This window comes from Xanthomonas sp. NCPPB 1325, assembly GCF_041477645.2.
Taxonomy (GTDB): domain Bacteria; phylum Pseudomonadota; class Gammaproteobacteria; order Xanthomonadales; family Xanthomonadaceae; genus Xanthomonas; species Xanthomonas cannabis.
In genome coordinates, this window is record NZ_CM192985.1 from 2,065,108 (window position 1) to 2,090,116 (window position 25,009).

Here is a 25,009-nt window from a genome sequence, read left to right on the forward strand (position 1 = left end):
GGTATCATGGCCCGGTTTTCCGAGGAGTCCCATGCGCGTACTGGTTAGCAACGACGACGGTGTCGACGCCCCCGGCATCCAGGTATTGGCCGAGGCGCTGCGCCATGCCGGTCATGAAGTGATGGTGGTCGCGCCCGACCGCGACCGCTCCGGCGCCAGCAATTCGCTGACCCTGGATGTACCCATCCGCACCCGCCGCATCGATGCGCAGACCTGCGCGGTGGCCGGTACCCCGACCGATTGCGTGCATCTGGCCCTGACCGGGATGCTGGATTACGACCCGGACATCGTGGTGTCGGGCATCAACAACTCGGCCAATCTGGGCGACGACGTGATCTATTCGGGCACCGTCTCCGCCGCGATGGAAGGCCGGTTCCTCGGCCTGCCTGCGGTTGCGGTGTCCTTGGTCACCCACAACCACCAGGCGCACAACTATGCGACCGCCGCGCGCGCTGCGGTGGAAATCGTCGCTCGCCTGAAGGCCGACCCGTTGCCCGCCGACACCATCCTCAACGTCAACGTGCCGGATCTGCCCTGGTCGGATGTGCTTGGTTTCGAGGTCACCCGGTTGGGCAACCGTCACCGGTCCGAGCCCTGCGTGGAGCAGCGCGATCCGCGCGGTCGCACCGTGTACTGGATCGGCCCGGCCGGCCCCGAGCAGGATGCCGGCGCCGGCACCGATTTCCATGCGGTGCGTACCGGGCATATCTCGATCACGCCGATCCACGTCGATCTCACCCGCTACCAGGCGCTGGACACCGTGGCTGGCTGGGTGGGCGGATTGACCGCTGCGCTGGATGGACCGGCATGACGCCGAGGCTGCGCCTGCAACCGGAATCGGTAGGCATTGGCATGACCTCGCAGCGCGTGCGCGACCGCCTGGTCGAGCGCCTGCGCGAGGCCGGCATCCAGGACGAGGCCACGCTCAACGCCATGCGCACCGTGCCGCGGCATCTGTTCATCGATGAAGCGCTGGCCTCGCGCGCCTACGAAGACACCGCGCTGCCGATCGGCCATGGCCAGACCATCTCCCAGCCCTGGGTGGTGGCGCGCATGACCGAGGCGGTGCTGCAGGTGGCGCCGACCAAGGTGCTCGAAGTGGGCACCGGCTCCGGCTACCAGGGCGCGATCCTCGCGGCGCTGGGCCTGGAGGTCTACACGGTCGAGCGCATCGGCGACCTGCTGCGGCAGGCGCGCAAGCGCTTCCGCCATCTGGGCATGAACGTGCGCAGCAAACATGACGATGGCCGCATCGGCTGGCCCGAGCATGGCCCGTACGACGCCATCGTGGTCACTGCCGCTGCGCCGGCATTGGTCGATGCCTTGGTCGATCAGCTGGCGGTCGGCGGACGTCTGGTCGCACCGGTGGGCGGTGCGTCCTCGCAGTCGCTGGTGCAACTCACCCGTGATGCCGACGGCGCCATCGCACAACAGGTTCTGGCCCCGGTCACGTTCGTCCCGCTGTTGTCGGGCATGCTGGATTGACCCCATGAGAGTTCCTCGATGAAGATTTTCGGGCCGTTGTACGACGTGGCCATCCGTTGGTCGCGCCACCGCCGCGCTCCGGCGCTGCTGACCGGCCTCAGTTTCGTGGAGGGCTTCATCTTTCCGGTGCCGCCGGAGGTGATGCTGGCGCCGATGTCGCTGGCCGAGCCCAAGCGCGCGCTATGGTTCGCCACGCTGAGCCTGATCGGTTCGCTCAGTGGCGCGCTGGTGGGCTATCTGCTCGGCCACTTCGCCTTCGCCGCGCTGCAGCCGCTGATTGAATGGCTGGGCTGGAGCGCAAAGATCCAGGCGCAGATCGAAACCCTGCGCGCGCTGGTGGCCGAGTCGCCGTGGAAGGCATTCTGGGCCCTGGTGCTGGTCGGCTTCACGCCGATCCCGCTGAAGATCTTTACCTGGGCTTCGGGCGTGGTCGGCGTGCCGATCCTGCCGTTCATCGCCAGCATGCTGGTCGGTCGCGGCAAGCGCGTGTATCTGGTCGCCGGCGCGATCCGGCTGGGCGGTGCGCGCGCCGAAGCCGCGCTGCATCGCTGGATCGAGCCGCTGGGCTGGGTAGCGATGGCTGTGCTGGCGGTGGGAGCAGGGTGGCTGGTGTGGAAGACAACCAACGGATGAGCAAGTTGCAGATGAATTCGGTACGCAAGACAGCAGTCCTGCTCATGGTGGCGGCCGGGCTGGCCGCCTGCAGCAGCGCCACGGTGGTGCGATCGCCGGGAGCCGGTGGTGGTTCTTCGTCCGCACGTCCATCTGCGGCGCCGCGTCCGTCGGTGCCGCGCCCCGGTGCAACGGTGACCGTTCAGCGTGGCGACACCCTGTATGCCATCTCGCGCCGCACCAACATCACCGCGCCGGATCTGGCCGCGTGGAACGGCCTGTCCTCGCCCAACACGATCTATCCCGGCCAGACCCTCAAGCTGTATCCGCCAGGTGCCAGCAAGCCCGGCAGCAGCAGCGCCCCGGTTGCCGGCACCGTAGTCCCGCCACGGCCGGCGGCACCGGTCGCCGCACCGGTCAGCAGCGGGTTTGCGTGGCGCTGGCCGGCCGACGGCGTGGTGGTCGGCACCTTCGTCACCGGCGAAACCACCAAGCAGGGCGTGGACATCGCCGGTGCCAGCGGCCAGGCCGTGCGTGCTGCTGCCGATGGCGTGGTGGTGTATTCCGGCGCCGGCCTGGTCGGTTACGGCGAGTTGATCATCATCAAGCACAACGACCAGTGGCTGTCGGCCTACGGCCACAACCGCAAGCGCCTGCTCAACGAGGGCCAGAGCGTCAAGGCCGGCCAGCAGATCGCCGAAATGGGCCGCAGCGGCGCCGCCCGCGACATGCTGCACTTCGAGATCCGCTACAACGGCAAGCCGGTGGATCCGCTGCTGTACTTGCCGAAAAAGTGATTGGGGAGTTGGGATTCGGGGTTCGGGATTCGCAACCGCCTTGGGCTGTTCATGCCCGGGCATCGGGTACGTTTCGCCTGGTCACCTGGTGACGCATCGGTCCGGGGTAGGCGAATAAACGCGCCGCTCGCTACAGCCCGCTCTTACGAATCCCCAATCCCGATTCCCAAATCCCGCCTCACCCGATTAGCCCGGCAACACCATCGCCAACGCCACCCGGCGGCCTTCGCTGGCCAGCACGTTGTAGGTGCGCGCGGCGGCGGCGTTGGTCATCGCTTCCAGCCCGATGCCGCGGGTCAGGCAGGCGGCCAGCACCTGCGCGTCGGGGAAGCGTTGCTGATCGCCGGTGCCCAGCAGGATCACGGCGGGGTTCATTGCCAGCACCGCCTCCATGTGGCTGACCTGGAGCTGCTCCAGCGTCTGGACCGGCCAGCGCTCCACCAGCACATCGGGCATCAGGATGAAGCTCTGCTGCAGGATCTGGTCGTTGACCTTGGCATGGCGGCCATCGGCCGCGCGCAGCGCATAGGCGTAATCGGGATGTTCCTGGCTCAGGGGCATAACGAACTCGTCTGGCTCAGCCGCGCGGCAGCACGATCTGGCGCTTTTCCTTGCTGGGGCGGTACAGGATGGCGACGTGGCCGATCCGCTGCACCAGAGCGCTGCCGGTCTGCTCGACCAGCTCGGCGATCAATGCATCGCGCGTCTCACGATCCTCGGAGGCGACCTTCACCTTGATCAGTTCATGCCGCTCGAGCACTTCCTCGAGTTCGGCCAGAAATGCCGGTGTGACCCCTTTGCCGCCGGTCTGCAGCAGTGCCTTGAGGTCGTGGGCCTGGCCGCGCAGGAAACGGTTCTGGGCGGAGGTGAGAACAATGGACATGCAGGATCGAAGGGAAGCAAAGGGTGTTCAGGGTATCATGGCCGCCCGTTCGGACCCCTTTGCCAATGCCTTCCCGCAGTAAAAGCAGCCAGCGCTGGCTCAAGGAACACTTCGCCGACCCTTATGTGAAGAAGGCCCAGGCCGAAGGCATGCGCTCGCGCGCGGCCTACAAGCTGGAGGAGCTGCTGCAGCGCGACCGGCTGCTCAAACCGGGCATGGTCGTCGTCGATCTGGGCGCCGCGCCCGGCGGCTGGTCGCAGCAGGTGCGCAAGTCCATGGGCGACAGCGGCCGGGTGCTGGCGCTGGACATCCTGGACATGCCGGCGCTGGCCGGGGTGGACTTCCTTCACGGCGACTTCAGGGAGCAGGCCGTCCTATCGCAATTCGAAGCGATGTTGGGCGATGTGCCGGTGGACCTTGTTCTGTCCGACATGGCCCCCAATAAGAGTGGCATGGATGCGGTCGACCAACCGCGGATGATGCACCTGGCGGAACTGGCGATGGACTTTGCCGATACCCACCTCAAACCGGGCGGGGCGTTCCTGATCAAGCTGTTCCAGGGTGTGGGATCCGACGACTACATTCGCGAGCTTCGCCGCCGCTATGACAAGGTGACGATCCGCAAGCCGGCGGCCTCGCGCAAGCGCTCCCCGGAAGTTTATGCGCTCGGTCAGGGCAAGCGTGTCCAGATCAAGTAAGCTGCCAATGACCACCGTATTTCAAGCATAAGAGTAGAGGGCACCGGAGCCAATGAGGATGAACGACTTGACCAAGAATCTGCTGCTGTGGGTGGTCGTCGCAGTTGTGCTGATGGTTGTCTTCCAGAGCTTCTCGCCGCGGATGGCGGGTGGCGTCGGTGCCGACTCGATCACTTACACCCAGTTTCTGAAAGAAGTTGACTCCGGGCGCGTCAAGTCGGTGGATTACACCGACGAGACCAATCTCGCCGTCAATGCGATCCGCTTCAAGCGCACCGACGGCAGCGAAGCCACCGTCTACGGTCCGCGCGACGACAAGCTGGTCGACGTGCTCTACAGCAAGAACATCGAAATGACCCGCCAGAAGCCGTCCACCGGGCCGGGCTTCTGGTCGCTGGTGCTCAACTTCCTGCCGGTCATTCTCATCATCGGCTTCTGGCTGTTCATCATGCGCCAGATGCAGGGCGGTGGTGGTGGCGCCAAGGGCGCGATGAGCTTCGGCAAGTCGCGCGCCAAGCTGCAGGGCGAAGACCAGATCAAGATCACCTTTGCCGACGTTGCCGGTTGCGACGAGGCCAAGGAAGAGGTCGGCGAGCTGGTCGACTTCCTGCGTGACCCGACCAAGTTCACCAAGCTGGGCGGCAAGATTCCGCGTGGCGTGCTGATGGTGGGCCCGCCGGGTACCGGCAAGACGCTGCTTGCCAAGGCGATCGCCGGTGAGGCCAAGGTGCCGTTCTTCAGTATCTCCGGCTCCGATTTTGTCGAAATGTTCGTGGGCGTCGGCGCCAGCCGCGTGCGCGACATGTTCGAACAGGCCAAGAAGCACGCGCCGTGCATCATCTTCATCGACGAAATCGATGCGGTGGGCCGTCATCGCGGTGCTGGCCTGGGTGGCGGTCACGACGAGCGCGAGCAGACCTTGAACCAGTTGCTGGTCGAGATGGATGGCTTCGAGGGTGGCGAAGGCGTGATCGTGATCGCGGCCACCAACCGCCCCGACGTGCTGGACCCGGCGCTGCTGCGTCCGGGCCGCTTCGACCGCCAGGTCGTGGTCGGTCTGCCGGACGTCAAGGGTCGCGAGCAGATCCTGCGCGTGCACATGCGCAAGCTGCCGCTGGCCGACGACGTGGTGCCGATGGTCATTGCGCGCGGTACCCCGGGCTTCTCCGGCGCCGATCTGGCCAACCTGTGCAACGAGGCGGCACTGTTTGCCGCGCGCGGCGGCGAGAAGGAGGTCCGTATGGATCACTTCGACCGTGCCCGCGACAAGATCCTGATGGGCGCCGAACGTCGTTCGATGGCCATGAGCGAGGACGAAAAAACGCTCACCGCGTATCACGAGGCGGGCCACGCCATCGTCGGGCGTCTGGTGCCGGAGCACGATCCGGTCTACAAGGTCACCATCATTCCGCGCGGTCGCGCGCTCGGTGTGACCATGTATCTGCCGGAAGGCGACCGTTATTCGATGAACCGTGTCGCCATCGAATCGCAGCTGTGCTCGCTGTACGGCGGTCGCGTTGCCGAAGAGCTGATCTTCGGCGGCGACAAGGTCACCACCGGTGCGTCCAACGACATCGAGCGGGCCACCAAGATGGCTCGCAACATGGTCACCAAGTGGGGCCTGTCCGACGAGCTCGGCCCGGTGGCCTACGGCGAGGAAGAGGACGAGGTATTCCTGGGCCGTTCGGTGACGCAGCACAAGAACGTCTCCGACGAGACCGCGCGCAAGATCGATGAAGTGGTGCGTTCGATCCTTGACAAGGCCTACAGCAAGACCAAGACCATCCTCACCGAGAATCTGGACAAGCTGCATGCCATGTCGCAGCTGCTGCTGCAGTACGAAACCATCGACGTACCGCAGATCGACGCCATCATGGAAGGCCGCGAGCCGCCGCCGCCGGCCGGTTGGGGCAAGTCCGACAAGGACGGTGGCAACAACAACGACAAGGGCAGCCCGCGTCCGTTGCCGCCGATCGCCGGACCCGCCGAGCAGATCTGAGCCGGTCAAACGCCGATCTGCAGATGCATCCATCAAGGCCGGGAAGCGATTCCCGGCCTTGATGCGTTATCGGGCTGCATCAAGGCCCATGTGCGAGCGATCGCAGCCACCCCACGGAGACACCGCCCGATGTTCGATACCGCCCTCAAACTGGATTGCGCCGGCCGCAGCCTGCGACTGGATGCACCGCAGGTGATGGGGATCGTCAATGTCACGCCCGACTCGTTCTCCGACGGCGGCCAGCATGCGACCTGCGAAGCGGCAATCGCGCATGGGCTGTTGCTGGTGGAACAGGGCGCCGCGGTGCTGGACATCGGCGGCGAATCCACCCGCCCGGGCGCTACAGCGGTGTCGGTGGAAGAGGAGCTGCAGCGGGTGATTCCGGTCATCGAGGCATTGGCGCAGCGCACCGGCGTGCCGATCAGCGTGGACACCTTCAAACCGGAGGTCATGCGTGCGGCGGTCGCGGCCGGCGCCGGCATGATCAACGACGTCCATGCGTTGCGTTCGCCCGGAGCGTTGGAGGCGGCTTCGGACCTGCGCGTCCCCGTGGTGCTGATGCATGCGCGCAGCGCGCCACATGCCATGCAGGACGCGCCGCACTATGACGATGTGGTCGGTGAGGTGCACCGGTTTCTGGCCGAACGCATCTTCGCCGCCGAGATGGCCGGCATCGACAAGCGACGGCTGATCCTTGACCCGGGTTTCGGCTTCGACAAGACCACTGCACATAACCTCACCTTGCTGGCGCAGCTACAGCGACTGCAGGAATTCGGCCTGCCGGTGCTGGCGGGGCTGTCGCGCAAGCGCAGTATCGGCGAGTTGACCGGGCGCGAGATCGCCGCCGAACGCATCCACGGCTCGGTGGCGGCACATCTGATCGCCGCACAGCACGGTGCGCTGCTGCTGCGCGTGCACGATGTGGTGGCGACCGTGGATGCGTTGAAGGTGTGGAACGCCATGGCGGCCATTCCCGTCCCGCGCGTCAGTGCATCGGCCGCGCCGACGATCCGTTGGCCGGACGAGGACTGATGCCTGCCGACCAACGCCCATTGGCGATCGCCCTGATGGGCCCCACTGCCAGCGGCAAGACTGCGCTGGCGCTGGAGGCTGCACAGCGCTGGGATGGGGAAATCGTCAGCGTCGATTCGGCGCTGGTGTACCGCGGGCTGGACATCGGCGCGGCCAAGCCCGATGCCGGCATGCGGGCAGCGGTGCCGCATCACCTGATCGATCTGCGTGATCCCTGGCAGGTCTATTCGGCCGCCGAATTCGCCGCCGATGCGCGCAAGGCGATCGACGACATCGTGGCGCGCGGCAAGTTGCCGATTCTCGCCGGTGGCACCGGGCTGTATTTCCGTGCGTTGCTGGAAGGCCTGTCGCAATTGCCCGAGGCCGACCCGACGGTGCGCGCGTCCATCGCGGCCGAGGCCGAGCAGCTCGGTTGGGCCGGCTTGCACGCGCAGCTGGCACACGTAGACCCGGTCGCGGCGGCACGCATCCACGCCGCCGATCCGCAGCGGATCCAGCGGGCGCTGGAGGTCTACCGCGTCAGCGGGCGGCCCATCAGTTATTGGCAGGCGCTACCGCCGGGGCCGCGGCTGCCGGTTCGGGTGCTGAAGGTGGTACTGGCGCCATGCGAGCGTGCGGTGCTGCATGCACGCATCGAACACCGCCTGGACGCGATGCTGGCGCAGGATTTTCTGGCAGAGGTGCGGCAGTTGCGGGCGTTACCACAGATGCAGGCGGTGGCCGCACCGCTGGATCTGCCCGCAGTGCGCGCGGTGGGCTATCGCCAGGCCTGGGAGTATCTGGATGGGGCCGGCAGCCTGGCCGAATTCCGTGACAAGGCGGTGCAGGCGACCCGACAGCTGGCCAAGCGGCAGCTCACCTGGCTGCGTGGCGAGCTCGACGCGCGCTGGTTCGACCCGGAGCGTGATCGGCATCGATTGGATGACGCACTTGTCGGCTTCCTCGCTCATCGTCCCGCTGTGCAGTCGCCTTCAGGCGTGTAACATCCCGTTTCCGGGGCCGGCTGGGGATGGCGGGTGTCGACCGGGACAATAAGAACAAGAACGACGAGGAGTTTTCGATGGCTAAGGGGCAATCTTTACAGGATCCATTCCTCAATGCGCTGCGGCGCGAGCGAGTGCCGGTCTCTGTGTATCTGGTCAACGGCATCAAGCTGCAGGGCACGATCGAATCGTTCGATCAATTCGTGGTCCTGTTGCGCAACACGGTGAGTCAGATGGTCTACAAGCACGCCATCTCCACGGTCGTGCCGGCGCGCAATGTGCGCGTGGGGCCGGGTGGTGGGTACGTGCAATCCAATGAAGGTAATCAAGCGGAAGATGACGACGTCGAGCAGTAATGGAGTAGTGCGTGTTTGATCGCTCACGCAAGGGTGAACACGCGCTGTTGATTCAGACCCACTCCGGTGGGCCTGCCGAGGACGATGTGCTGGAAGAGTTCGCCGACCTTGCAAAGTCGGCGGGCGCCACGGTGGCGGCAACGCTCACCGCGCGCATCGACAAACCCAGCCCGTCGACCTTGATCGGCAGCGGCAAGCTGGAAGAGGTCAAGGCGGCGGCCGAGGCCACCGGCGCGGATCTGGTGCTGGTCAACCACACCTTGTCGCCCGGCCAGGAGCGCAACCTGGAGCGCTACCTGGAGCGGCGGGTGATCGACCGCACCGGGCTGATCCTGGATATCTTCGCGCAGCGTGCGCGCAGCCACGAAGGCAAGCTGCAGGTGGAGCTGGCGCAGTTGCGCCACATGGCCACCCGGCTGGTGCGCGGCTGGACCCACCTCGAGCGCCAGCGCGGCGGTGCGATCGGCCTGCGTGGCCCCGGCGAAACCCAGCTGGAAACCGACCGCCGCCTGCTGCAGAAGCGCGTGGAGCAGTTGCAGAAGCGGCTGGAAAAGGTCGAGGTGCAGCGCAATCAGATGCGCCGCGCGCGTCTGCGCAGTGAATTGCCGCGCATCGCACTGGTGGGCTACACCAATGCCGGCAAGTCGACGCTGTTCAACGCACTGACCGGCGCCGACGCCTACGCGGCCGACCAGCTGTTCGCGACCCTGGACCCCACCGTGCGCCGCATTGCGTTGCCGGGCGGCAGTGCGATCCTGGCCGATACGGTCGGCTTCGTGCGCGATCTGCCGCATGAACTGGTGGCCGCGTTCCGCTCGACCCTGTCGGAGGCGCGCGAGGCCGATCTGCTGCTGCATATCGTCGATGCGGCCGACCCGCTGCGCGAAGAGCGCATCCTGCAGGTCGACGAAGTGCTGCATGCCGTGGGTGCGGGCGATCTGCCGCAGCTGCTGGTGTTCAACAAGATCGACAGGATCGACGGCGCCGAAGTGCGTCACGACGCGCAGGACGGGATTCCCGACCCGGCGCGCCGCGAGCGCGTGTGGATCTCCGCGCGCGACGGCCGCGGTCTGGAAGAGCTGCAGCACGCGCTCGGCCAACGCCTGGATCTGCGTCATGTGACCGGGCAACTGCGGCTGCCGCCGTCGGCCGGCCGCCTGCGTTCCAAGCTGCACCAGCTGGAAGTGGTCCGCGGCGAGCAGGCTGACGAGGACGGCTGGTTGCTCGACGTCGACCTGCCGATGGTCGAAGCCGAGCGGCTTGCCGCAGGCGACGATGGCGCGCCGCTGCGCGCGATGCTGCCGGACCGCCGGGAAGACTGGGAAACCTAGGTCCTTCGTTTACGGCTGCTGCGCAAGCCGCCTTGCCAGGTCATCGCCCGTGCGCTGATGGGCGAGCTGCGCACCAGTCTCCGCCGGCGCGGCTGCAGATCACCCGTGGTGGGCTGCAGCGGCGGCGCAAGCTGGAGCAGGGCGGTCTGGAAAGGATTGGCGTGGCGGCGGCGGATGGACGTCATATCGCCGCAGCGGCGGCGCAGCGAGCGCCGTTGTGCACGCCATGCCCTCGCTTCCGCTGCCAGGCAACACAGTGCGACTGAATCGCGGCTACGCCGCCGGGGCCGGCGCGCCGGGCCAGCCGCAGACAGGGGCTGCGAATTGGGCTAAAACGTCCGCTGCCTTCCTTCATCGCCGTGCCCATGTCCTTGTCCGCCGATTCCGAGTTGCAGCAGCTGGCCGAAACCCTGGGTCAGCAACTGCTTGCTGCGCGCGAGCGACTGGTCACGGCCGAGAGCTGCACCGGCGGCTGGATCGCCAAGGCAGTGACCGATGTCGCCGGCTCGTCGCACTGGTTCGATTGCGGCATGGCCGCCTACAGCTACGAGGCCAAGCAGGCCTTGCTGGGCGTGCGACCACAGACGCTGGAAGTGCACGGTGCGGTCAGCCGCGAAACCGTGATCGAAATGGTCTCCGGCGCGCTGGTCAACTCCGGTGCAAGCATCGCAGTCGCGGTGACCGGCATCGCCGGGCCGGGCGGCGGTAGCGACGACAAGCCGGTCGGCACGGTGTGGATCGGCTGGAAGCGGCGCGGCGGCTACGCCACGGCGCATCTGTTCCAGTTCGCTGGCGATCGCGATGCGGTACGGCGCCAGACCGTGGTGGCCGCGTTGCGTGGGCTGAGCGCACTGCTTTGATTCCGCGAGCAGGCATCTCGCGCGGCGGATCGCGGGCATTGCGACTTTAGTGTGAGCGTGGGCACTGCCGTTCTCCATTGCCGATGAGTCCTGCCGCTGGCGGCGCATGGCTTGCATGCATCCTGCGTGCGGCCCGCGTTCGTCGGGCGCTCCGCGCATTCCGCTGGTGGCACGCGACAGGGCGTCGAACCCGGTAAGGTGGCACCGCGCGCATAGCTGCGGCACTGGCTGCAGGCAGCGCACGCGATCTCGTCGGGGGACACTCATGGATATGCAACGGCACCACCGCACCGTGCTGGCGCTTGCCCTGTTGGCAGCGCTGCCCGCACGGCCTCTCTCGGCGCAGACCGTGCCTGATGAGCCGGCGACCCTGGCTGCGCTCAAGGTGACTGCGCAAAAGCGCGAGGAATCGCTGCAGGATGTGCCGGTGGTCGTGTCGGTCTTGCCCGAACAACTGCTGCAGGACAGCGGCGTGCACGACATCAAGGAACTGCAGGTGCTGGTGCCGGGCTTGATCGTGACCAGCAGCCAGAGCGCAGCGCAGACCACTGCACGCATCCGCGGCATCGGCACGGTGGGCGACAACGCTGGGCTCGAATCTTCGGTCGGCGTGGTCATCGACGGGGTGGCGCGTGCACGCAATGGCGTGAGCTTTGCCGACCTGGGCGAGCTGAAACGCATCGAAGTGCTGAAAGGACCGCAGGGCACCGTCTTCGGCAAGAACACCTCTGCCGGCGTCATCAACGTGGTCACACGTCGCCCCAGTTTCACCCGCAGTGCCGATGCCGAGATCACCGCGGGCAATTACGGTGCGCTCGGCGTGGCGGGCGCGTTCAACGACGCGCTGGGCGAGACCAGTGCGTTGCGCGTGTATGCAGCCAGACGTCGTCGCGACGGCTTCGACCAGGTGGTGACCGGTGCCGGCCCCCGTACCGCAACCGATGATGGCGACCAGAATTTGCGTACTGTGCGGGTGCAGTGGTTGTGGGAGCCCAGCGATGATCTGGACATCAATCTTGCCGCCGATGCCACCAGTCGCAAGGAAAACTGCTGCGTCACCGTGACCACCGAGCGTGGCCCCACTGCCGCCCTGATCGATGCGCTGGCGCCTGGCGGGCAGGGCACGAGCCCGCGTGCAGAGCCGCAACGCAGGCGCGCCTACAGCAACCGCAGCACGGCGCAGGACATCCGTGACAAGGGCGTGTCGGCGCAGGTCGACTGGACCACGCCCTGGCTGAGCGATGCAGTGCTGACCTCGATCACCGCGCTGCGCGACTGGAAGTCGGTCAACGGCCTGGATTTCGACTATGGCGCTGCCGACATCCTCTACCGCCAGGCGCGCGAGAACGAGATGCTCACCAAGTTCAGGACCTTCAGCCAGGAGCTCCGCCTGGCCGGGTCCACCGAGCGCGTCGACTGGCTGGTCGGCGCGTTTTATGCCGACGAAACCCTGCACCGCAACGAGTCCTACCGGTTTGGCAGCGCCTACGAGCCCTATCTGTCCAGCGTGATGCTTGCACGCATCAATCCGGCATTGGCAGCACGCGCCGACGCAACGCGTTTTCTCGCCGATACGACCGGCCTGCCCGCCGGCAGCCTGTTTCGCGGGCAGGGCAGCCAGGACCGGTTTCGGCAGGACGGCACCAGCGCCGCGCTGTTCACCAACAACACCTGGCATGCCACCGATGCGCTGGATGTGGTGGTCGGCCTGCGCTATACCTACGAGCACAAGGCCTTGCGCTCGGCGTTTGAAAACCCCGATGGGAGCCCGGCCTGCGCGAGTTATTTTGCCTCCGACGGGCAGGTGGATCCGGCAGCGTTGCGGCGCATCGGCGCTGCGCTCGTCTCGCGCGGCGTGCCCGCAGCTGCAGTGCCTTCCATTGCGCCGCAGGTCATCGGCTTCAGCTGTCTGCCCTGGACCAATATCGCCCACGCCGGCCGCCTGACCGAACAGCGCCGCACCGAACGCGAGTGGTCCGGCACCGCCAAGCTGGCGTATCGCTGGAATGCATCACTGATGACCTACGCGTCGGCGGCGCGCGGCTACAAGGCCGGTGGTTTCAACCTCGACCGCGTGCAATCTTCCGACGGCCTGTCCAGCGGCGTGCAAGGCATCCTGCCGGTGGACGACACCTCGTTTCCGGGCGAATTCGTCGACAGCTACGAACTCGGCGCCAAGACCACCTGGCTCGGCGGCAACCTGCTGGTGAACGCAGCGCTGTTCTACCAGGACTTCAGCGACTTCCAGCTCAACAATTTTCTCGGCACCAGTTTCGTGGTTCGCGCCATTCCCACCGTGGTGTCGCGCGGCATCGATACCGAAGTGCTCTGGCAGGGCGCCTTGCCCGGGCTGATGGTGCAGGGCGGGCTCAGCTATGCAGACACCACCTATGGCGATGATGTGTTGCCCGATGCAGAGCTGGCGTTGCTGCCCGGCAGCCGAGCGAGCTTTGCGCCGCGCTGGTCGGCCAACCTGTCGGTGACCTACGAGCACGCATTGGGCAACCGCTTGACCGGTCGCGCCAACGTCGGAGCCAAATACAGCTCCGAGTACAACGCCGGCTCGGATCTGGATCCGCAAAAAGCGCAACCCGGTTACACCTTGCTCAATGCGCGGGTGGGCATCGGTGCAGACGACAAGCGTTGGCTGCTGGAAGCCTGGGCGGAGAATCTGGGCAACGAAACCTATCGACAGATCGTCATCGATACACCGTTGCAGGCCGGCTCCTGGAACGCGTTCCTGGGCGCGCCGCGGACCTATGGGGTGACCTTGCGGCTGCGTTATTGAGCGCATCGCAACACCGCGCCACTGCCCGCACGCGGTAGTCGGTGCACAGGCGCAGTCCTGCCTGCCTGGAGCGACAGCAGGCCGCTGTGCTGCCGTCGAGCGGGCGCGGGCGCGGCCCCGAATGGGCCGAACCGGTTGCATCCGGCGGTCTGCGCTGCCCAGATCCGCCTGGCTGCTGCCTGCCGCGATTTGTGAGTCGCGCCAAACCTGGGCCCGGCCAAAGACGCGACAGCGTCGCCGAGATCGGCTACAAACAGGGTCTGCCTGCCGACCTGCGTGCCGATGTTGCTGCTGCTTTCCACTGCCGTTGATGATGCGTGGCCGTCCGTTTTTTCTGGCGGCTGTGCGGCCGCTGCGGTGTGTTCTGTTGCGTTGCACGCACGCGGATGCAGCGACCGTTCCGATGTCGCCCTGCAGGCATGCGTTTCTGACGCGCGCTGCGTGCGTCCAGCGCCAGCGGAGACATGCTGGCGATGGCATCGACCGCAGGCGAATAGACCGGATGCCCGCAGGTCGCCTGCACCGCCGCCGTTCCGCGCGCACGGTCACGCAGCCCGCTACATGCAGGCGGTGCACTGATGTGGGAAGCGCTGGGCACCGTCCGTGACCTCGGGCGTCTGCAGGAAATCGCCGCGGTCCTGATCCGGTATGGCTTCGGCGATGTGGTGCGCCGGATCGGGCTGGCCGATGTGCTCGAACGTGCCGGCCGGCTGCTGCACTGGAACAACGCCGAAGGTCGCTTGCGCATGTCTGCGGCGGTGCGCGTGCGGCGCGCACTGGAAGAACTCGGGCCCACCTTCGTCAAGCTGGGCCAGGTGCTGGCCACGCGCGTGGACCTGTTGCCCCCGGAGTGGATCGACGAGCTGAGCGAGCTGCAGAACGCGGTGCCCGCATTGCCGTTCGAGCAGGTCCGCCCCCAGCTGGTGGCCGCGCTGGGCGCCGAACCGGACACCGTCTTCGCGCGCCTGGACGAACACCCGCTGGCCGCTGCATCGCTGGCGCAGACCCACCGCGCCTGGTTGGCCGATGGCACGCCGGTGGTGTTGAAGATCCTTCGCCCCGGCATCGGCGACACCATCGATGCGGATCTGCGCCTGCTCGCGCGGCTGGCCGATATCGTCGAGACACGCGCACCGGATCTCAAGCGCTATCGCCCGACCGAAGTGGTGCAGCAGTTCACCGTTTCACTGCGGCGCGAGCTCGACTTCGCCGCCGAGTGCCGCAATGCCGAGCGCATCGCCGCCAACTTCGCGCACGACCCGCAGGTGGTGGTGCCGGCGGTGTACTGGCAGTGGACCTGCGAGTCGCTCAATGTGCAGGAATTCATCGACGGCATCCCCGGGCGCGACCTGCAGGCAGTCGATGCGGCGGGACTGGACCGCCGTGCGCTGGCGCGGGCCGGCGCCGGCATCGTGCTCAAGATGGTGTTGCAGCACGGCTGCTTCCACGCCGACCCGCATCCGGGCAACATTTTCTACCTGCGCGATGGCCGGATCGCGGTCATCGATTTCGGCATGGTCGGGCGGGTGTCCGAGCAGCGTCGGTTTCAGGTCGCACAGCTGCTGCATGGCATGGTGAGCTACGACGCCGACGCGGTCATCGACGTGTTGCTGGAGTGGGCAGGGACCAGTCTGGATATCGACGAGGCGCGTTTGCAGCAGGACATCGGAGCCTTCGTCGACGAGTACCGCGGCGTGCCGCTCAAGGAGTTGCGCATCGGCGCGATGCTGGGCGACGTCACCGCGATCCTGCGCGATCACGGCCTGACGCTGCCGTCGGATCTGGCGCTGATGATCAAGGCCTTCCTCACCCTCGAAGGCATGGGGCGCCAGCTCGACCCGGACTTCGACATGGCCACCGAAGCGCGGCCCTATCTGGAGCGTGTGGTGGTGCAGCGTTATGCACCACGCGCCATGTTGCGGCGCAGCCGTCGCACCGTGACCGGCGCTATCGACCTGATCGGCGATCTCCCGCGCGATCTCAAGCGGCTGATCCAGGCCGCGCGGCGCGGCAAGCTGCAGTTGCAGGTGGAAACGCGCGCCTTGCGCGAGTTCGGCGACCAGGTCGACCGCGCTGCCAATCGCCTCACCATGGGCATCGTCACCGCCGCGCTGGTGATCGGCTCGTCGATCGTCATGAACAGCGTCGGCGGTAGCGCTAGCCGCTGGCTGCTCGGGCTGGGCGTCGGTGGGTTCATCGGTGCCGGCCTGTGCGGCATCTGGATCCTGTTCTCGATCTGGCGCAGCCGGCGATAGCGGAGCCGGTCATCGCAGCCGAACGACCGCAGCCGAACGACCGCAGCCTCTGGCTATTGCGTCGCGTGCCGTTAGTAGTAATACTACTAACCATGGACCTGACCGATACCCAGCAAGCCATTCTGGCCTTGATCGCCGAGCGCATCGAGACCGACGGCGTTCCGCCCTCGCAGACCGAAATCGCCCGCGCTTTCGGCTTCAAGGGCGTGCGTGCCGCGCAATATCACCTGGAGGCCCTGGAGCAGGCCGGGGCGATCCGCCGCGTGCCGGGACAGGCGCGCGGGATTCGGCTGGCCGGGCAGGGCGCGCCGCCGCGCACGCCGCCGGTGAGCGAGCCGGCGCGCGACGATGTGCTGCGCTTGCCCGTCCTGGGCCGCGTGGCGGCGGGCTTGCCGATTGGTGCCGATATCGGCTCGGACGACTTCGTCGTGCTCGACCGGGTGTTCTTCTCGCCCTCACCGGACTATCTGCTCAAGGTACAGGGCGACTCCATGCGCGACGAGGGCATTTTCGACGGCGACCTGATTGGCGTGCACCGCACCCGCGACGCCCGCTCCGGGCAGATCGTGGTGGCCCGGATCGAGGAAGAGATCACGGTCAAGTTGCTCAAGATCGGCAAGGACCGGATCCGGCTGCTGCCGCGCAACCCGGACTATGCGCCGATCGAAGTGCTGCCGGATCAGGATTTCGCCATCGAAGGCCTGTATTGCGGGCTGCTGAGGCCCAATCGCTAAGGATTGCGCCGATGTGCGCGCTGGCTTTTTTCTCAGCCGGTAGCGCAGGATTCACCGCTGCCAGCGCAGGGTCTGCATCGTTAATCTGAGTGTGTCGCCGCCAGTCTCAGCCTGTGCGATACACCGCCGCTACTTTAGCTCCACACCGAAATCACTGACAAGGATCACCCAGATGGATGAGAACAAGAAGCGCGCCCTTTCCGCCGCACTGAGCCAGATCGAAAAGCAATTCGGCAAGGGCTCCGTGATGCGCATGGGCGACCGCGTGATCGAGGCGGTCGAGATCATTCCGACCGGTTCGCTGATGTTGGACATCGCACTGGGGATCGGCGGCCTGCCGAAGGGCCGCGTCGTGGAAATCTACGGCCCGGAATCCTCGGGCAAGACCACGCTGACCCTGCAGGCAATTGCCGAGTGCCAGAAGAAGGGCGGGACGGCTGCCTTCATCGATGCCGAACACGCGCTGGATCCGATCTATGCCGCCAAGCTGGGCGTCAACGTTGACGACCTGCTGCTGTCGCAGCCCGATACCGGTGAGCAGGCGCTGGAAATCGCCGACATGCTGGTGCGCTCGGGCTCGGTGGACATCGTGGTGGTCGACTCGGTGGCCGCACTGACCCCGAAGGCGGAAATCGAAGGCGAAATGGGCGACCAGTTGCCGGGTCTGCAGGCACGCCTGATGAGCCAGGCCCTGCGCAAGCTGACCGGCAACATCAAGCGATCCAACACGCTGGTGGTCTTCATCAACCAGCTGCGCATGAAGATCGGCGTGATGATGCCGGGCCAGAGCCCGGAAGTGACCACCGGCGGTAACGCATTGAAGTTCTACGCCTCCGTGCGCCTGGACATCCGTCGTATCGGCGCGATCAAGAAGGGTGACGAGATCATCGGCAACCAGACCAAGATCAAGGTGGTCAAGAACAAGCTGGCGCCTCCGTTCAAGCAGATCGTGACCGAAATCCTCTACGGCGAAGGCATCAGCCGCGAAGGCGAACTGATCGACATGGGTGTGGAAGCCAAGCTGGTGGACAAGGCGGGTGCCTGGTACAGCTACGGCGACGAGCGTATCGGTCAGGGCAAGGACAATGCGCGTGGCTACCTGCGCGACAACCCGCAGGTCGCTGCCAAGCTCGAAACAGAGCTGCGCGAGAAGTTCCAGCCCGCCGAAGCGCCCCGCGAAGCAGGCGACGACGCTGAGAAGGAATAAGCGCAACCGCTGGCGGCCGGCTGCGACAGGTGCGTTGGCACTGCAGACGGCCGGCCGGGTCCGGTGATGGACTCGGCGGACTCAAGCGCTTTCGATCAGTTTGTTAGCCAGCTGCAGGTGACGCGCCAAGTTTTTCTATCGCGAGGACGGCGGAGTCAGTGCCGTTGCTTCTCGCGGTAGATCTATCGAAGGCCAGGAGGGCAGGCGCCACGGAGGGCGCATTGATTCAGCGTTAGGGGGACACGTCACGATGGACGAGCAAGAACCCGCACCAAAGCGGGGACGCCGGTTCAAGGAGCAGACGCCGGTCCAGCGCGCACTCGGCCTGCTGGTGCGACGCGAGCATTCACGCAAGGAATTGAACCGAAAGCTACTGGCGCGCGGGATCGAGCCGGAGGTCGCACAGGCCGCGGTCGAGCGGCTTGCGGGCGAAGGTTGGCAGGATGACGCCCGGTTTGCCGCAGCAGTGGTCCGTAACCGCGCCGGGTCGGGCTATGGCCCGCTGCACATCCGTGCCGAGCTGGGAACCCATGGCCTGGATAGCGATGCCGTCAGTGCTGCCATGGCCACGTTTGAAGGCGATTGGATCGAGAACGCACGTGATCTGATCCGGCGCCGGTTTGGTGAAGAAGGGCCGGTCGATCTGCCGCAGCGGCGCAAGGCCGCCGATCTATTGGCCAGGCGCGGTTTCGACGGCGACTGCATTCGTCGCGCCACCCGCTTCGACCTTGAGGACTGAGGGCGTCAGGCCTGCTACCCTTCGTGGTTTCAGGTTGTTCCGCTCCTCTGCGCCCACATTTCATTGGGTGACCGGGACTGCCGCCCGCCCAATGCCAGCTCATGAACGCACCTGCCAAATTCAGCACTTCCCAGATCCGTAGTGACTTCCTCGCGTTTTTCGAGGGGAAGGGCCACACCATCGTGCCATCCGCGCCGCTGGTGCCGGGTAACGACCCGACCTTGCTGTTCACCAATTCCGGCATGGTCCAGTTCAAGGACGTCTTCCTTGGCGCGGAAAAGCGCAGTTACGTGCGCGCCGCGGACGTCCAGCGCTGCCTGCGCGCCGGCGGCAAGCACAACGACCTGGACTCGGTGGGCTATACCGCGCGCCACCACACCTTCTTCGAAATGCTGGGCAACTGGTCGTTCGGCGACTACTTCAAGAAGGACGCCATCGCCTGGGCATGGGAGCTGTTGACCCAGGTCTGGAAGTTGCCGGCGGACCGCCTGCTGGTCACGGTGTATCACACCGACGAAGAGGCATTCGCCCTATGGCGCGACATGATCGGCATTCCGGAAAGCCGCATCGTGCGCATCGGCGACAACAAGGGCGCGCCGTATGCGTCGGATAACTTCTGGCAGATGGCCGACACCGGTCCGTGCGGTCCGTGTACCGAGATCTTCTTCGACCACGGCGATCACATCGCCGGCGGCCCGCCCGGCTCGCCCGACGAAGATGGCGACCGCTTCATCGAAATCTGGAACCTGGTCTTCATGCAGTTCGACCGCCAGCCCGACGGCACCCTGGTGCCGCTGCCGGCACCGTGCGTGGACACGGGCATGGGGCTGGAGCGTCTGGCCGCGATCCTGCAGCACGTCCATACCAATTACGAGATCGATCTGTTCCAGGCCTTGATCGGCACGGCCAGTGCGCTGACCGGCATCACCGATCTTGAAAACAAGTCGTTGCGTGTGATCGCCGATCACATCCGCGCCTGTTCGTTCCTGATCGTCGATGGCGTACTGCCTTCCAACGAAGGTCGCGGCTATGTGCTGCGGCGGATCATCCGGCGTGCGCTGCGCCATGGCTGGATGCTGGGTGTTCGCCAGCCGTTCTTCAGCAAGATGGTGCCGACGCTGGTCGAGCTGATGGGCGAGGCCTACCCTGAGTTGGCCGCCGCGCAGGACACCGTGGCACGCGCCCTCTTGGCGGAAGAGGAACGTTTTGCCGAGACGCTGGACGCCGGCATGAAGATCTTCGACGACGTGGCGGCACGCTCGCAGGAGGTCATTCCCGGCGCCGATGCCTTCCGTCTGTACGACACCTACGGGTTCCCGGTCGACCTGACCGCCGACATCGCACGTGAGCGCGGCATGCGGGTCGATATGGAGGGTTTCGAGTTTGCGATGGAGCGGCAGCGCGAAACCGCGCGCGCGGCAGGCAAGTTCGGCGGCGGCGTCGCGCTACCCGCCGATCTGGTTGCCACCATGTCGCCGACCGTGTTCCTGGGTTATGAGGCGCATGACGCCGACGCGCTCAAGGTTGTCGCGCTGCTCAAGCAGGGCCGTCCGGTCGAGCGTGCCGAGGCTGGTGATGAGGTCATCGTGTTCACCGACCGTACCCCGTTCTATGCAGAATCCGGTGGACAGGTCGGCGATAGCGGGCAGTTGAGCAATACCGGTGTATCGATCGAGGTTGCAGACACCCAGAAATTTGCCGGCCAGTTCCACGGCCATGTGGGACGCATTACCGAAGGCACGCTCGCGCTGGGCGATGTGCTGGCCGGAGGCATCGACGTGCAGCGCCGCGGCAAGACCATCCTCAACCATTCGGCGACGCACCTGCTGCACGCCGCGCTGCGCGAAGTACTGGGCACGCATGTACAGCAGAAGGGTTCGCTGGTGGCGCCCGATCGCCTGCGTTTCGACTTCTCGCACTTCCAGCCCATTACCGCGGAAGAACTGGCGGTAATCGAGCGCAAGGTCAACGCCGAAGTGCGTACCAACCACAGCGTCGAAGTGCACAACATGGCCATGCAGGAGGCTCTGGATTTCGGCGCGATGGCCTTGTTCGGCGAGAAGTACGGCGAAAACGTGCGCGTCCTGAAGATGGGCGGCTATTCCACCGAATTGTGTGGCGGCACCCATGTCACCCGCACCGGTGACATCGGTCTGTTCAAGATCACCTCCGAGGGCGGCGTGTCCTCTGGCGTGCGCCGCATCGAGGCGGTGACCGGGCAGGGCGCCCTGGACTACGTGGCCGACGAAGAGCGCCGTTTGTCCGACGCGGCCAGTCTGCTCGGCGGCAACACCACCGAGGTGGTCGACAAGGTGCGCGCGCTGACCGAGCGTCAGAAGCGCCTTGAGCGCGAGCTGGAATCGCTCAAGGCCAAGCTGGCCTCCGGCGTGACGGCCGACCTCGGTGCCGGTGCGATCGACGTCGCCGGGGTCAAGGTGGTTGCCGTGCGCCTGGAAGGTTTCGACGCAAAGGCACTGCGCGATGCGATGGACCGTTTGAAGCAGCAGCTGGGCGATTCGGTGATCGTGTTGGCCGGTGCATCGGCCGGCAAGGTTGCGCTCGTTGCCGGCGTGAATGGCAGCCCAACTGGCAAGGTGAGGGCGGGGGAACTCCTCGGCCATATCGCCAGTCAGATCGGTGGCAAGGGCGGTGGCCGTCCGGATCTCGCCCAGGGTGGTGGCGAGGACGGGCCCGCCCTTGCGACCGCACTCGACGGTGTGCCCTCCTGGGTCAAGCAACACTTGGGCTGAACACTTGTCCTGCTATGCCTTGATGGCTGGCAGGATGTCCCGCTACCATTTCTGGTCTATTCCCTTTACCTAGGGCGCGTCTCACTCAGGAGGCCGTCGATGCTGGTGGGAAACCCACCGGTTCCAGGAGATTTGCAAAATGTTGATCCTCACTCGCCGGGTAGGCGAAACCTTGATGATCGGCGACTCGGTCACTGTTACCGTGCTCGGCGTCAAGGGTAATCAGGTGCGTATCGGTATCACCGCACCGAAAGATGTGGCTGTGCATCGCGAAGAGATCTATCAGCGCATCCAACGTGGGGACGAGCCGGTCGCCTCTGGCGCGCATCACGGCGACGATTCTTCGAATTGATCGTCATAAAGGGTTTACGTTAGCCCCTGTTACCCGGTATTCTTCGCGGCCTGCCACGGACATCGCGGCAGGACGCAAAACTGGAGCGATGCCCGAGCGGCTGAAGGGGCTCCCCTGCTAAGGGAGTATAGGGTCAAAAGCTCTATCGAGGGTTCGAATCCCTCTCGCTCCGCCAGTGTTCCGAACGCCTGCAAATCATTGATTTGCAGGCGTTTTTGTTTTTGTTCTTGGTTTGGGTAAGGCGCGTTCCGGCGTGCGACTGTCTGCGAAGCGGCACGTGGTAAAGCGGCCAATGGCAGATCGCGGATGAAGGCACATCGACTCCATTCTGCGTTCCATCCAATTGGGGATTCCTGATCGATTCCGGTTGCTTTGCGCCTGCAACGCGGACTGGGTGGCAGCCATCGCAGCGAATGCATGATCTGGTCATCCGGGGTGCCACTTTTCTCACTACTGCCATGCCGAACGCCGATCGCGCACGGCGACGACGTGCATTGCACTCACGTATCGTTCTTGTGCGTCCAACCCGATGAGTGAGCACGCAATGCGCAGCTGTGCTGCGAAAAGCGCAGTCACGTCGCCGGGCGTGCAGGCGGCCTGCGCCTGGAAGTGATGGCTAACCAGTGATCCCAGGTGCCGGGTATCGACCGTCACGTGCTGTAACTGCGGCTGATTGCGGCAAACCAGACTCCGTGTGCGCGCAGTGCTCATCGCTGGGATGCGTGCAACTCAGGCAATGGCTGATCTGACGCGGCGAGCTGCCCCTGCGCACATGCAGTGCATCCGAGATCCAGCTCGTGGGCTCGGTTGCATCTGGATCCGGAGCTCATGGCATCGCCCGTACATGCCAGTTGTTGAAGCGCGTTTACTTGTCGATTGAGGCAGTGACGCTGGCAGCCAAGACGGCCGTCTGGATGTCCCCACGGTGAACCTGTCTGGCTGGGGTCGGCCTCCAACGTGGCTGCATCTGAACCGCGCGAGACGCCGGTTGCAATTGCGGTCAAGTAACCGGTGCGCAGGTCGTTAAGGGGGTGACCCATATCTCGGATGTCGATGTGATGCGCCTATCGTTGCTTGGACGCCTGTTCTCTTCCTGGAGCCGTGGGCTGCAGCACAAGGCCAACGCGGTGGACCGGGTGATGGCGGTGATCGAATTCGATCTGGATGGCCGCATTCTCGAAGTCAACCAGAACTTCCTGTCGTTGATGGGGTACCGGCGCGAAGAGGTCGTCGGCCAGCATCACCGCATGTTCGTGACCAAGAGCGATCGCGACAGCGAGAGCTATCGCCAGTTCTGGGCGGCGCTGCGGCGCGGCGATTTCAACGCAGGGCGTTTCTGCCGTCTGGACAAGCACGGCCGCGAGGTCTGGATCAATGCCTCCTACAATCCGTTGCTGGACCGAGCGGGCAAGGCCTACCGCGTGGTGAAGTACGCCACGGACATCACCGAGCAGGTGCGGCAGACCGCCGATTTCGAAGGGCGGATCGACGCGATCGACAAGGTCATGGCAGTCATCGAATTTTCGCTGGATGGCACGGTACTCGATGCCAACCAGAACTTCCTGCAGGTGATGGGCTATCGGCTCGATGAGATCCGTGGCAAACACCACGGCATGTTCGTGGATGCGCAAACGCGTCAGTCGGCTGCCTATCGTGCGTTCTGGGGCGCGCTTGGTCGCGGGGAATTCGACGCCGGTCGCTACAAGCGCATCGGCAAGGACGGTGCCGATGTATGGATCCAGGCGTCCTACAACCCGGTCCTCGATGCATTGGGTCGCCCATACAAGGTCGTCAAGTACGCCACCGATGTGACGCGCCAGGTGATCGATTCTGCCGATGCGGATGGCCGCATGCGCGCCATCGACAAGGTGATGGGGGTCATCGAGTTTGATCTCGACGGCCGCGTACTGGCTGCCAACGACAACTTTCTGGCGATTCTCGGGTATGCGGCGGAAGAGGCGATCGGCAAGCACCATGGCGTCTTTGTCGATGCCGCCTACCGCGCATCCGACGAGTACCGCCACTTCTGGGCGAAGCTGGCGCGCGGCCAGTTCGATGTGGGCCGGTATCGCCGCCTGCACAAGGACGGCAGTGCGGTGTGGATCCAGGCGTCCTACAACCCGATCCTGGATGTGTCCGGACGCCCGTACAAGGTGGTCAAGTACGCCACCGACGTGACCGACCAGGTGCGCTCGGCCGAACGCATGCGTGACCTCATGCGGCAGACCATGAGCATCGCGCAGAACGTGCAGCGCGAGTCGCATCATATTTCCGCCAGCAACCAGGACCTGGTCAACCGCGTGTCCACGCAGTCCAGCGCGGTGGCGCAGACGTCCGGCACGATCGATCAGCTGGCCGCGACGGTGCGCGCCAATTCCGACAATGCCGGCTCGGCGCGACGCATGGCCGAGGAGTCGGCTGCCGTGGCGCGGCGCGGTGCGGACGTGATTGCCGACGTGGTCAAGACCACGGCCGGGATCCGTTCGGCCACCGACCGGATCGGCCAGATCATCGAGGTCATCGACGGCATCGCCTTCCAGACCAATATCCTGGCGCTCAATGCCGCTGTGGAAGCGGCGCGGGCGGGCGAGCAGGGCCGTGGCTTTGCCGTGGTGGCGACCGAAGTGCGCAGTCTGGCGCAGCGCTGCAGCATTTCGGCCAGGGAAATCCGCTCGCTGATCGACAACGCGACCGACCAGGTCGGCGATGGCTCGCGCCTGGCCGAACAGGCTGGTGTCGTGATGCAGGATGTGGTGACCTCGGTGCTGCGCGTCACCGCGACCGTGGAGCAGATCGCGGCGGCCAGCCAGGAGCAGGCGCAGGACATTTCGACCGCCAACACGGCGCTGCAATCGATCGGCGTGCAGGCGCGCGACCAGGCACAGATGGTCGATGATCTGGCGCGATCGGCGCGCGTGCTGGAAGCCGATGCCGACGCATTGTTCGCGCTGGTCAATGGTGACGATCCCGGCGCTGCAGCAGCCGGCGCACCGGCCGCTGCGGACATGAAGCCGCAGGCGGCCTAGGCACAAGGCGGTACATGGAGGCATCAGCGCGGCATGATGTCTGCCAGGGGCGTCAGACGTGGATGACAGGACGAGCACACCCGCATACGACACAAAGCCCGCAGAAGCGGGCTTTGTGTTTT

The 25,009-nt window shown here is 65.5% G+C and carries 21 protein-coding genes and 1 tRNA gene; 20 read left to right on the plus strand and 2 right to left on the minus strand.

The window, feature by feature from the left end; all coding sequences use genetic code 11:
* Nucleotides 1-31 precede the first annotated feature (31 nt).
* The 4 genes from surE to ACCQ10_RS08745 are packed head-to-tail and all read left to right on the plus strand — an operon-like array spanning nt 32 to nt 2,894.
* Complete coding sequence (surE, locus tag ACCQ10_RS08730) at nt 32-811, plus strand: 5'/3'-nucleotidase SurE (RefSeq protein WP_104580124.1); 780 nt, start codon at nt 32-34, stop codon at nt 809-811.
* Nucleotides 808-1,485, plus strand: coding sequence for a protein-L-isoaspartate(D-aspartate) O-methyltransferase (locus ACCQ10_RS08735; RefSeq protein WP_047694086.1), 678 nt, complete (start codon nt 808-810; stop codon nt 1,483-1,485). Before surE ends, ACCQ10_RS08735 begins: the two co-directional genes overlap by 4 nt.
* An 18-nt stretch (nt 1,486-1,503) precedes the next feature.
* The gene (locus ACCQ10_RS08740) at nt 1,504-2,118 is read left to right on the plus strand and encodes a YqaA family protein (RefSeq protein WP_047694088.1); all 615 of its coding nucleotides are present in this window, start codon (nt 1,504-1,506) and stop codon (nt 2,116-2,118) included.
* Nucleotides 2,115-2,894 carry a peptidoglycan DD-metalloendopeptidase family protein gene (locus ACCQ10_RS08745; protein ID WP_372362802.1) on the plus strand — a complete coding sequence of 260 codons (780 nt, stop codon included), beginning with the start codon at nt 2,115-2,117 and terminating at the stop codon, nt 2,892-2,894. Before ACCQ10_RS08740 ends, ACCQ10_RS08745 begins: the two co-directional genes overlap by 4 nt.
* Nucleotides 2,895-3,080: 186 nt before the next feature.
* Here the strand turns inward: ACCQ10_RS08745 and ACCQ10_RS08750 are convergent, their stop codons facing one another.
* Nucleotides 3,081-3,455 (minus strand): Mth938-like domain-containing protein, encoded by a 375-nt coding sequence (locus tag ACCQ10_RS08750; protein WP_372362803.1) that lies wholly within the window; start codon nt 3,453-3,455, stop codon nt 3,081-3,083.
* A gap of 16 nt (nt 3,456-3,471) precedes the next feature.
* Nucleotides 3,472-3,777, minus strand: a complete 306-nt coding sequence (yhbY, locus tag ACCQ10_RS08755; RefSeq protein ID WP_047694092.1) for a ribosome assembly RNA-binding protein YhbY — start codon at nt 3,775-3,777, stop codon at nt 3,472-3,474.
* Nucleotides 3,778-3,842: 65 nt separating this feature from the next.
* Between yhbY and rlmE the strand changes: the two genes are divergently transcribed.
* The 16 genes from rlmE (at nt 3,843) to ACCQ10_RS08835 (ending at nt 24,887) form a co-directional block, all read left to right on the plus strand.
* Nucleotides 3,843-4,475, plus strand: coding sequence for a 23S rRNA (uridine(2552)-2'-O)-methyltransferase RlmE (gene rlmE / locus ACCQ10_RS08760; RefSeq protein WP_047694093.1), 633 nt, complete (start codon nt 3,843-3,845; stop codon nt 4,473-4,475).
* A 58-nt stretch (nt 4,476-4,533) separates the two neighbouring features.
* Nucleotides 4,534-6,474 (plus strand): ATP-dependent zinc metalloprotease FtsH, encoded by a 1,941-nt coding sequence (ftsH, locus tag ACCQ10_RS08765; RefSeq protein ID WP_039404201.1) that lies wholly within the window; start codon nt 4,534-4,536, stop codon nt 6,472-6,474.
* 129 nt (nt 6,475-6,603) lie between these two features.
* Nucleotides 6,604-7,506: a dihydropteroate synthase gene (gene folP, locus ACCQ10_RS08770; protein WP_372362804.1), complete on the plus strand. Its 903-nt coding sequence runs from the start codon at nt 6,604-6,606 to the stop codon at nt 7,504-7,506.
* Nucleotides 7,506-8,489, plus strand: a complete 984-nt coding sequence (miaA, locus tag ACCQ10_RS08775) for a tRNA (adenosine(37)-N6)-dimethylallyltransferase MiaA (protein ID WP_372362805.1) — start codon at nt 7,506-7,508, stop codon at nt 8,487-8,489. The genes folP and miaA overlap by 1 nt, the downstream gene beginning before the upstream one ends.
* A gap of 77 nt (nt 8,490-8,566) precedes the next feature.
* On the plus strand, nt 8,567-8,845 hold the full coding sequence (gene hfq, locus ACCQ10_RS08780; RefSeq protein ID WP_005915027.1) for an RNA chaperone Hfq: 279 nt from the start codon (nt 8,567-8,569) through the stop codon (nt 8,843-8,845).
* Between the two features lie 11 nt (nt 8,846-8,856).
* Complete coding sequence (hflX, locus tag ACCQ10_RS08785; RefSeq protein WP_104580130.1) at nt 8,857-10,176, plus strand: ribosome rescue GTPase HflX; 1,320 nt, start codon at nt 8,857-8,859, stop codon at nt 10,174-10,176.
* Between the two features lie 365 nt (nt 10,177-10,541).
* A complete protein-coding gene (locus ACCQ10_RS08790) occupies nt 10,542-11,036 on the plus strand; it encodes a CinA family protein (protein ID WP_372362806.1) in 495 nt (164 codons plus the stop codon).
* Between the two features lie 265 nt (nt 11,037-11,301).
* Nucleotides 11,302-13,824, plus strand: coding sequence for a TonB-dependent receptor (locus ACCQ10_RS08795; RefSeq protein WP_372362807.1), 2,523 nt, complete (start codon nt 11,302-11,304; stop codon nt 13,822-13,824).
* Between the two features lie 578 nt (nt 13,825-14,402).
* Nucleotides 14,403-16,079 carry a 2-polyprenylphenol 6-hydroxylase gene (gene ubiB / locus ACCQ10_RS08800; protein WP_372362808.1) on the plus strand — a complete coding sequence of 559 codons (1,677 nt, stop codon included), beginning with the start codon at nt 14,403-14,405 and terminating at the stop codon, nt 16,077-16,079.
* 92 nt (nt 16,080-16,171) lie between these two features.
* The gene (lexA, locus tag ACCQ10_RS08805; protein WP_372362809.1) at nt 16,172-16,813 is read left to right on the plus strand and encodes a transcriptional repressor LexA; all 642 of its coding nucleotides are present in this window, start codon (nt 16,172-16,174) and stop codon (nt 16,811-16,813) included.
* A 172-nt stretch (nt 16,814-16,985) separates the two neighbouring features.
* The gene (gene recA / locus ACCQ10_RS08810; RefSeq protein ID WP_372362810.1) at nt 16,986-18,020 is read left to right on the plus strand and encodes a recombinase RecA; all 1,035 of its coding nucleotides are present in this window, start codon (nt 16,986-16,988) and stop codon (nt 18,018-18,020) included.
* 250 nt (nt 18,021-18,270) lie between these two features.
* Nucleotides 18,271-18,759, plus strand: a complete 489-nt coding sequence (gene recX, locus ACCQ10_RS08815) for a recombination regulator RecX (RefSeq protein ID WP_372362811.1) — start codon at nt 18,271-18,273, stop codon at nt 18,757-18,759.
* A gap of 101 nt (nt 18,760-18,860) precedes the next feature.
* The gene (gene alaS, locus ACCQ10_RS08820; RefSeq protein WP_372362812.1) at nt 18,861-21,509 is read left to right on the plus strand and encodes an alanine--tRNA ligase; all 2,649 of its coding nucleotides are present in this window, start codon (nt 18,861-18,863) and stop codon (nt 21,507-21,509) included.
* A gap of 139 nt (nt 21,510-21,648) precedes the next feature.
* Nucleotides 21,649-21,861, plus strand: a complete 213-nt coding sequence (csrA, locus tag ACCQ10_RS08825; RefSeq protein ID WP_003481884.1) for a carbon storage regulator CsrA — start codon at nt 21,649-21,651, stop codon at nt 21,859-21,861.
* An 82-nt stretch (nt 21,862-21,943) separates the two neighbouring features.
* Nucleotides 21,944-22,036 (plus strand) — tRNA-Ser (locus ACCQ10_RS08830).
* Nucleotides 22,037-22,943: 907 nt separating this feature from the next.
* On the plus strand, nt 22,944-24,887 hold the full coding sequence (locus ACCQ10_RS08835; RefSeq protein WP_372363086.1) for a methyl-accepting chemotaxis protein: 1,944 nt from the start codon (nt 22,944-22,946) through the stop codon (nt 24,885-24,887).
* The last annotated feature ends 122 nt before the right edge of the window (nt 24,888-25,009 follow it).

What these genes read in the sequence shown, in the direction of transcription:
- surE (WP_104580124.1), top strand. Translation starts at nt 32, where the DNA reads ATGCGCGTACTGGTTAGCAACGACGACGGTGTCGACGCCCCCGGCATC.
- ACCQ10_RS08735 (WP_047694086.1), top strand. Translation starts at nt 808, where the DNA reads ATGACGCCGAGGCTGCGCCTGCAACCGGAATCGGTAGGCATTGGCATG.
- ACCQ10_RS08740 (WP_047694088.1), top strand. Translation starts at nt 1,504, where the DNA reads ATGAAGATTTTCGGGCCGTTGTACGACGTGGCCATCCGTTGGTCGCGC.
- ACCQ10_RS08745 (WP_372362802.1), top strand. Translation starts at nt 2,115, where the DNA reads ATGAGCAAGTTGCAGATGAATTCGGTACGCAAGACAGCAGTCCTGCTC.
- ACCQ10_RS08750 (WP_372362803.1), bottom strand. Translation starts at nt 3,455, where the DNA reads ATGCCCCTGAGCCAGGAACATCCCGATTACGCCTATGCGCTGCGCGCG.
- yhbY (WP_047694092.1), bottom strand. Translation starts at nt 3,777, where the DNA reads ATGTCCATTGTTCTCACCTCCGCCCAGAACCGTTTCCTGCGCGGCCAG.
- rlmE (WP_047694093.1), top strand. Translation starts at nt 3,843, where the DNA reads ATGCCTTCCCGCAGTAAAAGCAGCCAGCGCTGGCTCAAGGAACACTTC.
- ftsH (WP_039404201.1), top strand. Translation starts at nt 4,534, where the DNA reads ATGAACGACTTGACCAAGAATCTGCTGCTGTGGGTGGTCGTCGCAGTT.
- folP (WP_372362804.1), top strand. Translation starts at nt 6,604, where the DNA reads ATGTTCGATACCGCCCTCAAACTGGATTGCGCCGGCCGCAGCCTGCGA.
- miaA (WP_372362805.1), top strand. Translation starts at nt 7,506, where the DNA reads ATGCCTGCCGACCAACGCCCATTGGCGATCGCCCTGATGGGCCCCACT.
- hfq (WP_005915027.1), top strand. Translation starts at nt 8,567, where the DNA reads ATGGCTAAGGGGCAATCTTTACAGGATCCATTCCTCAATGCGCTGCGG.
- ACCQ10_RS08790 (WP_372362806.1), top strand. Translation starts at nt 10,542, where the DNA reads ATGTCCTTGTCCGCCGATTCCGAGTTGCAGCAGCTGGCCGAAACCCTG.
- ACCQ10_RS08795 (WP_372362807.1), top strand. Translation starts at nt 11,302, where the DNA reads ATGGATATGCAACGGCACCACCGCACCGTGCTGGCGCTTGCCCTGTTG.
- ubiB (WP_372362808.1), top strand. Translation starts at nt 14,403, where the DNA reads ATGTGGGAAGCGCTGGGCACCGTCCGTGACCTCGGGCGTCTGCAGGAA.
- lexA (WP_372362809.1), top strand. Translation starts at nt 16,172, where the DNA reads ATGGACCTGACCGATACCCAGCAAGCCATTCTGGCCTTGATCGCCGAG.
- recA (WP_372362810.1), top strand. Translation starts at nt 16,986, where the DNA reads ATGGATGAGAACAAGAAGCGCGCCCTTTCCGCCGCACTGAGCCAGATC.
- recX (WP_372362811.1), top strand. Translation starts at nt 18,271, where the DNA reads ATGGACGAGCAAGAACCCGCACCAAAGCGGGGACGCCGGTTCAAGGAG.
- alaS (WP_372362812.1), top strand. Translation starts at nt 18,861, where the DNA reads ATGAACGCACCTGCCAAATTCAGCACTTCCCAGATCCGTAGTGACTTC.
- csrA (WP_003481884.1), top strand. Translation starts at nt 21,649, where the DNA reads ATGTTGATCCTCACTCGCCGGGTAGGCGAAACCTTGATGATCGGCGAC.